The following is a 13,414-nucleotide window of genomic DNA, read 5'->3' as shown; positions in this document are numbered from 1 at the left end:
GGGGTGTGCGACGGGCGACACGTGTCATGCGACAGGGACGACCAGTGCGGGAACGGTTCGCTGCATACGGAGGGCGTCCACCGATTCGGCGAGCAGCTCGTACTCGGTGGTCTCGTCACTGATGGCGATCTGCACCAGCCTGCCGGCCGCCAACTCGTAGGCGACCTGCTCCTGGTGGCCGACGTCGCGGGCCCAGATACGTAACGCCTTGGGCACGTCGGGCGCCGTGTCGGCGACCGGTACCAGCGCTCCCCGGGGGAAGCGCGGGTTCTCCGGCTGCGGGTCGAGCCGGTCGGCCATCCACACCGCGCGGTCCCGTAACCACCACAGGGCGAGCGCCAGTGTGGGAGCACGGTATGTGCCCAGGGGCACACCGACGCGCTGTCCGCCGCAGGTACCGTACGCGGTGACATGGCACAGGAATTCGTCGTGCACGATCACTCCCCCGTCGCGTGTCTCGATTGCCGGTCGGGCCTCGCTTTCCATGCGGCTCTGGCTGGCGGCTCGGGTGGCTCAGGTGGTGCGCACGATGGCGGATTCGCATCGTGAAGTTGTGCTCTAGCAGACGAGTATGTTCACTCCTGAAACACTGTCACCACGACTTTTTGGCCAGTCTCTTGGCATATTCACAGTCTCTTGTGGCCGAAAAGCTTCGGGGTCCCTTTTGTGGTGATCCCCGGCCGTCATTACCCGAGGGGTAATCGACGCTCCGCGCGGGCCCCGGCATGGTGGAGTCACCGGGTCGGCACGCATCGAGATCCGGGCCCTGACCAGTACGAACGACCTCGACGGAGGCTGATTCACCATGTCCGAGAACACCGATCGATACGAGAATGCCGTCGCCCGCTACTTCGAGGCCTGGAACGCGGGCGACCCGGAGGCACTGACGAAGGCGGTGGCCACCGCCTGGTCCGTCGAGGGTACTTATACCGACCCATTGGCGGCAGTCACCGGCCACACGGAGATCGCCGGACTGATCGCCGGGGCGCACGCGCAGTTCCCGGGGTTCGCCTTCCGTCCCCTCGGGACGGTGGACGGGCACCACGACACCGCGCGGTTCGCGTGGGAACTGGTGAGCGAGAGCGACGGCTCGGCGCCCGTCGCCGGCTTCGACGTGATCACGCTGGACGCGGACGGCCGTATCCGCTCCGTGCTCGGTTTCCTGGACCGGGTGCCGGCCGGGGCGACCGGGTGACCCTACGGCTCCAAGAGCGGCTCAGCTGCCGGCCAGGGCCTCTTCGCGGTACCGCCTCGGCGCCACCCCGACCGCGCGCTTGAAGGCGTTGCTGAAGGCGCTCTCGGAGGTGTAGCCGACGGACCGGGCGAGCGCGCCGACCGGGGCGGTGTCCTGGCGGAGGGCCCGGGCGGCCAGGTTCATGCGCCAGTTCAGCAGATACGTCAGGGGCGGCACTCCGGCCGCCTCCTTGAACCGTACGGCGAACGTGGTGCGGGACATCGCCGCCGCCCGGGCCAGCTCCTCCAACTGCCAGGGGTGGGCCGGGTCGCCGTGCATCAGGCGCAGGGCGGGGGCGAGCCGTTCGTCGGCGAGGGCGCGCAGCCAGCCGGGCGGCAGCCCGTCCGCCTCGGCCAGGCACACTCGCAGCACCTGAACGAACATCAGCTGCGCGAGGTGCGCCGAGACGAACTCCACCCCGGCCCTGCGCGTCCGCATCTCGGCCGCCAACTGCCCGATGAGCCACCGCAGTACACCCGCCTCGGGCGAGTCGGCCCGGACGTGCACCAGCTCAGGCAGCGCCCGGCGCAGCAGGTCGCCGCGATCACGGCTCAGGTCGATGTGCCCGGACACGCAGGCGACGTCCACCGCATCCCCCTGCCCAAGGCGGCCCATCCGGGTCTCCGGGTCCATGACGACGTCGTCGGAGTCGGTCGGCTCGACACCGGGCCGGCTGCACAGCGTGTACGGCTGTCCGCCGTCGGAGATCACGACGTCACCCTCGGCGAGCCGCAGCGGTTCGCCGCCGTCCCGGACCAGCAGGCAGCCGCCCTGAAGCACGGCGTTCACCTTCAGCCGGTCGCGCCCGCGCAGCTGGATGGCCCAGTCGCCGCCGGCCGTGAACCCGCCGGAGAACACACTGCGGGCATCGGCGACAGCGAGGGCGTCGGACAGGGGATCCGCGGTCACGCTCGAACTATCACGCAAGTAATGCGGATTCTCAAGTATTCATCGTACGGATCGGTCGACCTACGGTGGTCTCACCAGCTCAAGCTGACAAGGAGAGCGCAGACATGACCACCACCGCACAGCAGCCCCTGAACTCCGGCTTCGGCGCCGCGTCCACCGCCGAGGAGGTGATCAAGGGCATCGACCTCACCGGCGAGGTCGCGATCGTCACGGGCGGCTACTCCGGGATCGGTCTGGAGACGGCCCGGGTGCTGCGCGCCGCCGGCGCCGACATCGTCGTACCGGCGAGGGACGTGGAGCGGGCGCGGACGGCGCTGCAGGCCGTCCCCGGAGCCGAGGTCGAGTACCTGGACCTGCTGGACCCGGCGTCCATCGACACCTTCGCGGAGAAGTTCCTCGCCTCCGGGCGCCCGCTGCACCTCCTGGTCAACAACGCCGGGATCATGGCGACCCCGCTGGCGCGGGACGCGCGCGGCTACGAGGCCCAGTTCGCCATCAACCACCTGGGGCACTTCCAGCTCACCACCCGGCTGTGGCCGGCTCTGGTAGCGGCGAAGGGCGCGCGGGTCGTCGTCCTCTCCTCGCGGGGCATCCGCTTCGCCGGCGTCGACTTCGACGACCTGAACTTCGAGCACCGGACCTACGAGCCGTTCCTCGCCTACGGCCAGGCGAAGACGGCCAACGCCCTCTTCGCCGTCGAGGCGGACCGGCGCGGCAAGGAGCTCGGCATCCGTGCCTTCGCCGTGCACCCGGGCCTGATCATCGACACCGGGCTGGTCAAGCACATCGACCCGGCGATGCTCCGGGCCGCGGGCGCGCTCGACAGCGCGGGCGAGCCGATCCGCGACCCGGAACGCCAGATGAAGACCGTGCAGCAGGGCGCGGCCACCTCCGTCTGGTGCGCGACCAGCCCGCGGCTCGACGGTCTCGGCGGGGTCTACTGCGAGAACGTCGACATCACCCCGCTGGTGACCCCCGAGAACGAGGCCGCCTGGGCCACCGGGGACACGATCCCGGGGGTGCTCCCCCGCGCCGTGGACCCGGAGGCGGCGACCCGTCTCTGGGAGGTCAGCGAGCGGCTTGTCGCGTAACCGCCTACGGCCTGACGATCGCGTCGATGCGGGCCAGTTCGTCGGCGTCGAAGTCCAGGTTGCGGGTGGCCGCGACGCTGTCCTCGATCTGCTGCGGGCTGCTCGCACCGACCAGGGCCGAGGTGACCCGCCCGCCGCGCAGCACCCACGCCAGGGCCAGCTGGGCGAGGGTCTGACCGCGTCCCTTGGCGATGTCGTCGAGGGCGCGCAGCTGACCGACCAGGTCCTCGGTGACCGCGTCCGAGTTCAGGAACGGGCTGTCGCTCGCCGCCCGGGAACCCTCCGGGATGCCGTCGAGGTAGCGGGAGCTGAGCAGCCCCTGCTCCAGCGGGGAGAACACGATGGAGCCGACCTGCAACTGGTCGAGGGCGTCGAGCAGCCCCTCGTCCTCGGGGCGGCGGTCGAGCATCGAGTAGCGCGGCTGGTGGATGAGCAGCGGGGTGCCCAGCTCGCCGAGGATGCGGGCGGCCTCCCTGGTCTGCTCCGCCGAGTAGTTGGAGATGCCGACGTAGAGCGCCTTGCCCTGCTGGACCGCCGAGTGCAGGGCGCCCATCGTCTCCTCAAGGGGAGTCTCCGGGTCGGGGCGGTGCGAGTAGAAAACGTCGACGTAGTCCAGGCCCATACGCGTGAGGCTCTGGTCGAGCGAGGACAGCAGGTACTTGCGCGAACCCCACTCGCCGTAGGGGCCGGGCCACATCAGATAGCCGGCCTTGGTGGAGATCACCAGCTCGTCGCGGTACGCCCCGAAGTCCGCCTTCAGCGCCTCGCCGAGGGCGGACTCGGCGGCGCCGGGGGGCGGGCCGTAGTTGTTCGCCAGGTCGAAGTGGGTGACGCCGAGGTCGAAGGCGCGGCGCAGGATCGCGCGCTGCGTGTCGACCGGGCGGTCGGGCCCGAAGTTGTGCCACAGGCCGAGCGAGATCGCGGGGAGCTTCAGACCGCTGCGTCCGGTGCGCCGGTAGGGCAGGTCCGTGTAGCGGTCGGGGTGTGCGGTGTACAACGCGACTCCAGAGGGGTTGGCACACGGGATACCGGTTCCAGGTAACCGTCGCCCACTCTGTCCGACCTGCGGGCAGTGGTCCAACAGAAGAATCCGATGGAATTCAGCGGCTACGCTTCTCAATCATGGAGCTGCGTCATCTTCAGCATTTCATCGCCGTCGCCGAGGACCACCACTTCACCCGGGCGGCGGAGCGGTTGATGGTGTCCCAGTCCGGTCTGTCGGCGTCGATCCGTGCCCTGGAGCGGGAGTTGCAGACCCCGCTGTTCGTCCGCACCACCCGCCGGGTCACGCTCACGGAGGCCGGCCGGGCGCTGCTCGGGGAGGCGGAACGGATCCTGGCGCAGGTGCGCTCGGCGCACGAGGCGGTGGCCGCGGTGCAGGGCGTGCTGCGCGGCACGCTCTCCCTGGGCACCGAGCAGTGCATCGCAGGGGTGCATGTGGCGGGGTTGCTCGCCGCGTTCCGGCGCCGGCATCCCGACGTGGAGATCCGGCTGCGGCAGGCGGGTTCCGGGGCGCTGGCGGAGGAGGTCGCGGCCGGGCGCCTCGACCTGGCCTTCGCCTACCGGACCCAGGCGGACACCGACCAGCTGCGCTCGGTCTCGCTCACCAGCGAGCCGATGACCGTGCTGTGCCATCCCAGCCACCGGCTCGCCCGGATCGGCGCGGCGGTCACTCCGGACGACCTCGGCGGCGAGGTCTTCGTCGACTTCCACCCGGACTGGGCCTCGCGCCGCACCACGGACGCCGTCTTCGCCGCGGCGGGCGTACGGCGGACGGTCGCGCTGGAGGTCAACGACGTGCACAGCCTCCTCGATCTGATCGACGAGAACCTCGGCATCGCGGTGGTCCCCCAGCACTTCCGTCACAAGCGAGAGCCCCTCACCGCACTGCCCCTCAAGGGAACCGGCGAGGAGGTGTACGAGACGGTGGCCCTGTTGCCGCCTCCGCAGGCCACCAGTCCGGCGGCCCGCGCCCTGATGGCCCTGCTCGAAACCGGGACTCCGGCCGCATGAGCGACGGCGATGCGCGATGGTGGTCGGATGCATGCCAACGACATCCTCATTGACGCCTACGGCCGCGTCCAGGAAGAAGTCCATGCCGCCCTCGACGGCCTGACACCGGACCAACTGCACGCGCGCGTGGCCGCCGACGCCAACTCCATCGCCTGGCTGATCTGGCATCTCACCCGAGTCCAGGACGACCATGTCGCCGACGCCGCAGGCCTCGACCAGGTGTGGCTGACCCAGGGCTGGGAGAAGCGCTTCGGACTCGATCTGCCGGCCCGGGACACCGGATACGGCCACACCTCCACCCAGGTCGGCAAGGTGCGCGTCGAGTCGGCCGGCCAGCTGACCGGGTACTACGACGCCGTGCACGAGCAGACCTTGGAGTATCTGCGCGGGCTGGCCCCGGAGGACTACGAGCGGATCGTGGACGAGCGCTGGGACCCGCCGGTCACCCTGGGCGTACGGCTGGTCAGCGTCCTGTCCGACGATCTGGAGCACGTCGGACAGGCCGCGTATGTGCGGGGGCTGCTTCAGAGCGCGGAGGCGTAACCCGGCAGGACGACGTCCTCGATGAGGGCCTTGCGCTCGTCGTACGGGATGAACGCGCTCTTGAGGGCGTTCACCGTGACCGTGCGCAGGTCCTCGACCGTCCAGCCCGCCTCCTCGACCAGGAGGGACATCTCGCGCGTCATCGTCGTACCGGACACCAGTCGGTTGTCGGTGTTGAGGGTGACGCGGAAGCCCAGGTCCTTCAGGGCGGTGATCGGGTGCTCGGCGATCGAACCGGCCGCGCCCGTCTGGAGGTTGGAGGTCGGGCACATCTCCAGGGCGATACGGCGGTCCCGGACCCAGCCCGCGAGGCGGCCGAGCTTGCCGTCGACGATGTCCTCGGTGATGCGGACGCCGTGGCCGATGCGCTGGGCGCCGCACACCTGGAGGGCCTGGTGGATGCTGGGCAGGCCGTGCGCCTCGCCGGCGTGGATGGTGAACGGGACGCTCTCGCGGCGCAGGTGCTCGAACGCGGCGAGGTGGTCGGCGGGCGGGAAGCCGTCCTCGGCACCGGCGATGTCGAAGCCGACGACACCGGCGTCCCGGAAGGCCACCGCGAGGTCGGCCGCCTCGGCGACCCGATCGAACATCCGCATCCCGCACAGCAGCGTCCGCACCTGGACCGGGGTTCCGGCTGCCGCGGCCTTGGCCATTCCGGCCGCGAGCCCCTCCTGGACGGTCTCGACGACCTCGCTCATCGTGAGCCCGCCGTTGGTGTTCAGCTCGGGGGCGTAGCGCACCTCGCCGTAGACGACACCGTCGGCGGCCAGGTCCAGGACGTACTCCTCGGCGACGCGCAGCAGGCCCTCGCGGTTCTGCAGCACGGCGAGCGTGTGCTCGAAGGTGGCGATGTAGCGCACCAGGTCTCCGGAGTTGGCGGCGTCGAAGTACCAGGCGGCGAGCTCGTCCGGGTCGGTGGTGGGCAGAGTGTGCCCGACCGTCTCCGCGAGCTCCACCACGGTGGCGGGGCGCAGGCCGCCGTCGAGGTGGTCGTGCAGCACGGCCTTGGGGAGCCGGCGGAGGGTGTCGGCGTCTATGCGCGTAGATGACATGTGCGGTCGTTCCTCGGTCGTTCGGTGAGCGGGGTCGGGCGGTACCGGAGTTCAGGCGGCGGGCTGGAGCAGGTCCCAGCGGTTGCCGTACAGGTCCTGGAAAACGGCGACCGAGCCGTACGGCTCGTGGCGCGGTTCCTCCAGGAAGGTCACGCCCGCGGCGAGCATCCGTGCGTGGTCGCGGGCGAAGTCGTCGGTGTGCAGGAAGAACCCGACGCGCCCGCCGGTCTGGTCACCGATCCGGCCGCGCTGGTCCTCGCCCTTGGCGCGGGCGAGCAGCAGGCCGGTACCGGGTCCGTCGGCGCCGGGCGGCGCCACGACGACCCAGCGGGAGCCGTCGGGGCGGGCCTCGTCCTCGACGAGCCGGAAGCCCAGGGCTTCGGTGTAGAAGCGGATCGCCTCGTCGTAGTCGTCGACGACGAGGGTGACCAGGGCGATACGGCTCATCGGGGGGTCTCCGTGCGGTTCCGTTCGACGGGATATTGACGGGTGAGGTTATACGTAAAACGTGGCTCGCGCCAGTCGCCCGCCGGACCCGTCCCTCACCCGGCCTCCTCGCCCTGCGCCACCTCAACCCGGTGGTGGACGTCGATCATCTCGGTGGCCGCGGCGGCGAAGGAGAGCGCCGCGCAGGTGATCAGCAGGGCGGCGAGTCCGCAGGCGGCGGTGCGGTGGGTGCGGCGCGGGGCCGCGAGGAGGGCCTTGACGCGCTGCGGGACCGGGCCGTTCGTGGCGCCGGGGACGAAGTCCGGGCGACGGGAGCGGGCCGACTGTCCGGCGAGGGCGGCGCGGGCGATGGCACGGGCGATCAGGCGCCGGTCACCGACCGCGGTGGCGGCGGCCTCGTCGGCCGCTCGTTCGGCCGCGAGCCGGATCGCGTCGCGGACCGGTCCGAGCGCGGGATGGCAGCGGGCGGCGAGTTCTGCGGCCACGAGGAAGTAGTGGTGGCCGCCCGCGTTGTGGGCCCGCTCGTGCGCGAACAGCGCCTCGCGTTCGGCGGCGTCGAGGCTGCGCAGCATCCCGGTGGAGACGACGATGCGGTGCGGTCGCCCCGGCAGGGCGTACGCGTCCGGGTGCGGGGAGTCGACCACGCACAGGTCGCCCGCGACGGGCCCGCGCCCGGCCTGGGTACGGGCGACGCGCAAGGCACGGGACTGGCGCAGCGCCCACCGGCCCAGCGACCAGGCGCACACGACCAGGGCACCGGCGGACAGCACGGCCGCCGGCGGGACGAGGCCGCCGTAGGAGGTGCGCAGTGGGTGGATCAGTTCGCCGAGCGACGCGAACAGCGGCAGCCGGAGCAGACCGGTCAAGGCCAACGCGCCGAGTGCGGCGAGGGTGCAGCCGGCCGCGATCACCGCGGAGCCGGTGAGCAGCCACAGGGCCGTGACCGGCGTGAGCCGCTCCAGGGCGCGCCGGGCCGGTGGCCGTAGCGCGAACGGCAGCACGAGCGGGAGGAGCAGCAGGGCGATCATCGGTCACCGGATTTCATCGCACCCAGGATTCCACGTCCCACTGCGCCGCACTACTACTCACCGGATTCGAGGAGGTCGCGCAGCACGCGTTCGTCGTCGGGGCTGAGCTGGGCGACGAAGCGGGCGAGGACGGTCTCCCGGTCGCCGTCCCGGTCGAGTTCGGTGTGCATACGGCGGGCGGTGAGGCCCTGCGCGTCCTGGACCGGGAAGTAGGCGTAGCCGCGGCCCTGGCGCAGGCGGTCGACGACGCCCTTGTCGTGCAGCCGGGTCAGGATCGTCGTCACCGTGGTGCGGGCCAGGCCCGTGCCGAGGCTCAGCTGCACCTCTCCCGGGGTCTGCGGGTCGCCGGCGGCCCAGAGGGCGGCCATGACGGTGGCCTCCAGCTCACCCGCCGGTCGGCGTTCGTCCTTCGCGTCGGCCATGGGAACGATCCTCACCCCGTCCTCGTCTATACAGTCCAGCAGACCGTCTACAGAATTGTAGTCACCAAGGTGCCGTATCGTCACGGCGCCCGTGTGCCCGTTCCCGCGTGCCCCTTGCGGAAGAGGTCGCCCCGGCCCGGCAGAACGTCGCCTTTCCCGGCGCCGCGGGCACCGCCCGCGGCTACCTCGCGCTGCCGCCGTCCGGGAGCGGGCCGGGCGTGATCGTCATCCAGGAGCGGTGGGGTCTGACCGACCACATCGCCGACGTGGCCGACCGGCTCGCCCCGAGGTCACCTTGGACACGGTCGGCGCGGTCGGCTTCTGCATGGGCGGCGGCTTCGTCCTGTACCTGGCGGCGGCCGACCCGAGGGTGAGCGCGGCGGTGCCGTTCTAGGGCGTGATCCAGGGCGAGTTCCCCGACTGCTCCGGGCCGAAGGCTCAAATCCTCGGCCACTACGGCGAGTCGGACGAGAGCACCCCCACGAAGAGCATCGCCGCCCTGCGCCCGGGCGAGCACGGTGCCCTTCCTGCACGCCCAACTGGGCCGACGCCACGGCGCCCTCGGTCCGAGGTCCTACGACCCCGGCCCGAGGCGCCGCGCGGGCGCCGCCGGTAGCGTCCCCGGGCATGAAGATCACCGTGCCGCCACGCGGCCCCGAGGAGCGCAGGCGCGACGTCCTGGCGCGGCTGGAACGGGAGTTGGACATCTGGGTGGCCTCGGCCGACGCCGACGGGCTGCCCTGTCTGGTCCCGCTGTGGTTCGTCTGGGACGGGCAGGCCGTCTGGTTGTGCACCCGGCCCACCAACCCCACCGGCCGCAATCTGAGCGACGGTCGGCGGACCCGGCTGGCCTTCGCGGACACCCGGGACGTCGTGCTCATCGACGGCGAGGCCACGGCCTTCACCGCCGAGGACGTCCCGGCCGCCGCTGCCGACGCCTTCCACGCGAAGTACGGCTGGGATCCCCGGGAGGACCGCGCGTCCTACTCCTTCTTCCGGATACCGCCGCTGGCCGTCCAGGCGTGGCACGAGGTGCACGAGCTGCGCCAACGCCATCTGATGCGGGACGGCGTCTGGCTGGTGTGAGCCCTGCCCTGGCTCAACCGGCCTTGCTGTGCAGCTCGTTGAGCCCGGCGAGTTCGTCGTCGGTCAGGCGGATCGCGCCGGCCGCCACGTTCTCGGCGAGGTGGTCGGGGTTGCCCGTGCCGGGGATGGCGAGGACGTGCGGGCCCTGGGCCAGGGTCCAGGCCAGGCGGATCTGGGCGGCGCTGGTGTCATGGGCGTCCGCGGCGGCCAGGACCTCGTCGTCGTGGGCGGTGGTCGCGCTCCTCGCCCCGCCCGCGCCCGCGATGGCGAAGAACGGCACGAACGCGATGCCCTGTTCGCCGCAGATCCGCAGCATGTCGTCGGTCTCGGCACTGTACGAGTCGAGCGCGAACCGGTTCTGCACGCTCACCACCGGGGCGATCCCCTGCGCCTCGGAGAGGTGGCGGGGTTCGACGTCGGAGAGCGCGAGGTGCCGGACCAGGCCCTCCTCCTGGAGTTCGGCGAGCGCGCCGAAGTGTTCGGCGATGGAGTCCTGCCCCATCCGGCGCAGATAGACCACGTCCAGCTGGTCGCGCCCGAGCTGGCGCAGGTTCTCCTCGACATGCCCGCGCAGGTCGTCGGGGCGTGCCGAACTGCTCCATTCCCCCGAGTAGTTGCGGAAGGGCCCAACCTTCGTGGCGATCACGAGGTCGTCCGGGTAGGGGGCGAGCGCGGTGTTGATGAGTTCGTTGGCCGACCGCAGCGACGAGAAGTAGAAGGCGGCCGTGTCGATGTGGTTCACACCGAGCTCAACTGCCTTGCGCAGCACGGCGATCGAGCGGTCGCGGTCGCTCGGTGTGCCGTGGTTGAAGGCGGCGCTGCCCGTCAGCCGCATCGCGCCGAAGCCGAGGCGGTTGACGGTCAGGTCGCCGAGTTCCCAGGTGCCCGCGGCTGCGGCGGTGATCTTCGCTGAGGTCATCAGCGGAGTTTCGCACACACGCGCGCCGCAGCCGCCCGCACTTTACGGATACGTGTAGCTGTTCAGGCTGTTCACGGCCGACGCGGGGTTGCCGAGGTCGTAGCGGTCCACGGCGAGGAAGTTGGGCTTCTTGCGGGCGGCCGGCTGGCAGAACCGCTGGGCCCGGTCGAGGACCTTGGTGTTGTCGGTCTGCGCCGTCCCGGCGATGGTGGCGTCCCGGAAGTGGTTCATGACGAACAGCGGGCGGAACCCCGAATACGTCTGCGTCAGCGGGACGTTGAGGTCGCTGCCGTACCAGCGGCTGTAGCAGGACCAGTCGGAGGAGCTCGCGCCGGAGCCCATGGACCAGTAGTTCTCGACGGTCCACTCGCGCTGGTACATCACACCGAAGCTGTCCCGGGTCAGTCCGGCGGACTGGTCGGAGGCACGGCTGTGGTCGGTGAAGATCAGCAGGCGGTGGTTGGCGGCGATCAGGTCGGCCATCTTCGGCCAGCCGTTCTGCTGCACACCGGTCTGGTCGGGGCGGTACAGCACGTCGTACAGGCCGTTGACGCGGGCGAGTTCACTGCGCAGGACGCCCGGGTCGACGTAGTCCTCCAGGAAGACGGTGACGAACTGGTCGGGGTGCGCCTTGAGGAAGTCCACCATGCGCTGGAGGTCGACGTTCAGGGCGACCGGGCTGCTGACCAGGGTGCAGCTGTCGTGGCAGAGGATGGCGCCGTCGGAGGTCTGGTGGATGTCCAGCATGAACCCCCTTACGCCGTCGGAGAGTTGCTGGTTGATGCCGCGGGCCTGGTTGGGGAAGAAGTTCACGAAGGGCGGGGCGAAACCGCCGTCGACTCCGTTGGCGTAGGCGTTGTGCGCGGTGAGGAACGTGACCTGGTCCAGGGTGCGTTGGTCCTGGGCGGGGATCGGTTTGGTGGGTGAGGTGATCGGGGTCAGGTACCAGGAGGCGAGGCTGCCGGAGGAGCCGATGGCGAGCTGGGCCGGGTAGTTGGCGCCGGAGGGCTTGGCGGCCACGGTCAGGTAGCTTGCGGTGCCAGGCACTTGGAGGGTGTATTGGTCACCGCCGGTCGCGGTGATCTGCCAGGCGGCGTCGGCGCTCGTGCAGGCGACGGTTTTCGCCTGGGCACCCGAGCGGCCGAGGCAGCTGCCTGCCGTGTCGGTGCTCTCCAGGACGTACGAGGATCCGCTCGCCTTGAGGTTCCACTGCTGGTGGTCCTCGTTGCCCTTGGGGTTGTGCTGCTCCACCGCTCCCCCCTTGTCGGCCGCGTTGAGCCCGGTGGTGGCGCTCTGGACGTAGTAGGTGCCGGGGGCCGGGACCGCGTCGGCGGCGCCGGCCGGTGGAGAGACGAGCGTCGCGGCCAGCGCTGCCGTGACGGCCAGCAGGGCGTGGGGGGTTCGCATGGGTGCCCTTCGGTTGAGCGTTGAGGTGGTCAGGCTCATGACACCGGAAAGGTGATCGGGCCACACCCAAGCGCCTTTGGTCTGAACCAGTCAAGAGGGGGGAACGGTCTGCCGAGTGAACGGCGAAGAACGGGCGACGGTCAGCTCGATTCCCTCAACTGCCGCCACGCCAGGTAGTGATCGACCAGAGTCTCCTCCAACGGCCGGTAGTGGATGCCCAGTTCTTCCACTCCGCGCCGGTTGTCCACCGTGAACCTGATCCCGAGGTGCTTGCGGATGTAGTCCTGGGTGAGCCCGAACGCGGGCCCCAGGATGCGTACCGGCCAGTGCGGGAGGCCGTGTCCGGGCAGCCGGTAGTTGCGCGGGAAGCGCTGCCGCAGGGCTCGTGACATGTCGAGGAAGGACGCCATCCGGGTCGCGGCGACGATGTAACGGCCGTGCGCGTCGGGGCGTTCGGCCGCCGCGATGTGCGCGCTCGCCACGTCCCGCACGTCGACGACGGTGAAGCTGAAGTCGGGTGCCCCGTAGAAGAAGTAGCCCTTGAAGAGTTCGTCGAGGAGGAACAGGCTGCCGGAGTCCGAGGCCGGGGTCAGTGAAGGCCCCAGGATCAGGCCGGGGTTGACGGAGACCATGCGCCAGCGGTCCTGTGCGTGTGCCGCGTCCCAGGCGGCACGTTCGGCGACCGTCTTGGCGTAGTGGTACGGGTTGTTCTCGACCGTGCTGGTGGTGTTGACGTAGTCCTCGGAAAGGATCTCGTCCTTCATCGCCCGTACGTCGGCGTAGTCCCCGAAGATCGCGCCGACCGTCGAGGTGAACACCAACTTCTCGACGGTGGGCGTGCGTTCGATGCCGGCGAGGACGTTGCGGGTGCCGGTGAGCGCGGGTTCGACGACGTCCCTCCGACCGTCCTTGATCTTCTCCGGCATCAGGAACGGCGAGGCCACATGGAACACGACCCGGCAGCCGTCCATCGCCGCGTCGAAGGAGCCCTCCGCCAGCAGATCGGCCTCGAACAGCTCAAGCGCGCCCGGGAATTGGGCCTGCATCGCCCGCAGCGGCGCGACCTTCGCCTCGTTGCCGAGGGACCGCACGGTGGTGTGCACACGGTAGCCGCGCTCCAGCAGCTGCCGGACCAGATGGCTGCCGACGAATCCGCTGCCGCCGGTCACCAACACCGTCTCGCCGCCGACACTCATCCCTGGCTCCGATCACCCGTGACGTCCAGCGCGCACGCTACAACGGTGATCGGTCCCGGGTCAGCGC

15 protein-coding genes and 1 pseudogene are annotated in these 13,414 nt (G+C 70.6%); 6 read left to right on the top strand and 10 right to left on the bottom strand.

Going from position 1 to position 13,414, the window contains the following annotated elements:
• Window positions 1-24: 24 nt before the first annotated feature.
• A complete protein-coding gene (locus tag OC490_RS26045; protein WP_262060416.1) occupies window positions 25-435 on the bottom strand; it encodes a hypothetical protein in 411 nt (136 codons plus the stop codon).
• A gap of 370 nt (window positions 436-805) precedes the next feature.
• On the opposite strand from OC490_RS26045, the gene OC490_RS26040 reads away from it, so the two are divergent.
• Window positions 806-1,195 carry a nuclear transport factor 2 family protein gene (locus tag OC490_RS26040; protein WP_262060415.1) on the top strand — a complete coding sequence of 130 codons (390 nt, stop codon included), beginning with the start codon at window positions 806-808 and terminating at the stop codon, window positions 1,193-1,195.
• Between the two features lie 21 nt (window positions 1,196-1,216).
• Here OC490_RS26040 and OC490_RS26035 read toward each other — a convergent pair whose 3' ends face one another.
• Window positions 1,217-2,143, bottom strand: coding sequence for an AraC family transcriptional regulator (locus OC490_RS26035; RefSeq protein WP_262060414.1), 927 nt, complete (start codon window positions 2,141-2,143; stop codon window positions 1,217-1,219).
• A gap of 104 nt (window positions 2,144-2,247) precedes the next feature.
• Here OC490_RS26035 and OC490_RS26030 point away from each other — a divergent pair, with 104 nt between their 5' ends.
• Window positions 2,248-3,234 carry an oxidoreductase gene (locus OC490_RS26030; RefSeq protein WP_262060413.1) on the top strand — a complete coding sequence of 329 codons (987 nt, stop codon included), beginning with the start codon at window positions 2,248-2,250 and terminating at the stop codon, window positions 3,232-3,234.
• A gap of 4 nt (window positions 3,235-3,238) precedes the next feature.
• Here the strand turns inward: OC490_RS26030 and mgrA are convergent, their stop codons facing one another.
• Window positions 3,239-4,231, bottom strand: coding sequence for an L-glyceraldehyde 3-phosphate reductase (gene mgrA, locus OC490_RS26025; protein ID WP_262060412.1), 993 nt, complete (start codon window positions 4,229-4,231; stop codon window positions 3,239-3,241).
• A gap of 125 nt (window positions 4,232-4,356) precedes the next feature.
• Here mgrA and OC490_RS26020 point away from each other — a divergent pair, with 125 nt between their 5' ends.
• A complete protein-coding gene (locus OC490_RS26020) occupies window positions 4,357-5,247 on the top strand; it encodes a LysR substrate-binding domain-containing protein (protein WP_262060411.1) in 891 nt (296 codons plus the stop codon).
• 27 nt (window positions 5,248-5,274) lie between these two features.
• Window positions 5,275-5,790, top strand: coding sequence for a mycothiol transferase (locus OC490_RS26015; protein WP_262060410.1), 516 nt, complete (start codon window positions 5,275-5,277; stop codon window positions 5,788-5,790).
• Here OC490_RS26015 and OC490_RS26010 read toward each other — a convergent pair.
• The 4 genes from OC490_RS26010 to OC490_RS25995 all read right to left on the bottom strand — a co-directional run bounded on the left by OC490_RS26010 (window position 5,772) and on the right by OC490_RS25995 (window position 8,739).
• Window positions 5,772-6,842, bottom strand: a complete 1,071-nt coding sequence (locus tag OC490_RS26010; RefSeq protein WP_262060409.1) for an adenosine deaminase — start codon at window positions 6,840-6,842, stop codon at window positions 5,772-5,774. The two genes, OC490_RS26015 and OC490_RS26010, sit on opposite strands and share 19 nt — an antisense overlap.
• Window positions 6,843-6,893: 51 nt before the next feature.
• Window positions 6,894-7,289 (bottom strand): VOC family protein, encoded by a 396-nt coding sequence (locus OC490_RS26005; protein WP_262060408.1) that lies wholly within the window; start codon window positions 7,287-7,289, stop codon window positions 6,894-6,896.
• Window positions 7,290-7,384: 95 nt separating this feature from the next.
• Window positions 7,385-8,317 (bottom strand): M48 family metalloprotease, encoded by a 933-nt coding sequence (locus OC490_RS26000; RefSeq protein ID WP_262060407.1) that lies wholly within the window; start codon window positions 8,315-8,317, stop codon window positions 7,385-7,387.
• Between the two features lie 53 nt (window positions 8,318-8,370).
• Complete coding sequence (locus OC490_RS25995) at window positions 8,371-8,739, bottom strand: BlaI/MecI/CopY family transcriptional regulator (RefSeq protein WP_262060406.1); 369 nt, start codon at window positions 8,737-8,739, stop codon at window positions 8,371-8,373.
• Window positions 8,740-8,846: 107 nt separating this feature from the next.
• Here OC490_RS25995 and OC490_RS25990 point away from each other — a divergent pair.
• Together OC490_RS25990 and OC490_RS25985 are read left to right on the top strand one after the other, a co-directional pair.
• A pseudogene (locus OC490_RS25990) lies at window positions 8,847-9,244 on the top strand (dienelactone hydrolase family protein); the annotation flags it as partial.
• A gap of 122 nt (window positions 9,245-9,366) precedes the next feature.
• On the top strand, window positions 9,367-9,825 hold the full coding sequence (locus tag OC490_RS25985; RefSeq protein ID WP_262060405.1) for a pyridoxamine 5'-phosphate oxidase family protein: 459 nt from the start codon (window positions 9,367-9,369) through the stop codon (window positions 9,823-9,825).
• A gap of 13 nt (window positions 9,826-9,838) precedes the next feature.
• Here the strand turns inward: OC490_RS25985 and OC490_RS25980 are convergent, their stop codons facing one another.
• From OC490_RS25980 to OC490_RS25970, 3 genes are all read right to left on the bottom strand, one after another.
• Complete coding sequence (locus OC490_RS25980) at window positions 9,839-10,744, bottom strand: aldo/keto reductase (RefSeq protein WP_262060404.1); 906 nt, start codon at window positions 10,742-10,744, stop codon at window positions 9,839-9,841.
• A gap of 42 nt (window positions 10,745-10,786) precedes the next feature.
• On the bottom strand, window positions 10,787-12,151 hold the full coding sequence (locus OC490_RS25975; protein ID WP_262060403.1) for an RICIN domain-containing protein: 1,365 nt from the start codon (window positions 12,149-12,151) through the stop codon (window positions 10,787-10,789).
• Between the two features lie 140 nt (window positions 12,152-12,291).
• Window positions 12,292-13,347, bottom strand: a complete 1,056-nt coding sequence (locus tag OC490_RS25970) for an NAD-dependent epimerase/dehydratase family protein (protein WP_262060402.1) — start codon at window positions 13,345-13,347, stop codon at window positions 12,292-12,294.
• Window positions 13,348-13,414 lie beyond the last annotated feature (67 nt).

It is taken from the genome of Streptomyces sp. STR69, assembly GCF_024519455.1.
GTDB lineage: Bacteria > Actinomycetota > Actinomycetes > Streptomycetales > Streptomycetaceae > Streptomyces.
Note: the sequence above shows the minus strand (reverse complement) of the source record. Positions and strands in the feature narration are given on the sequence as shown.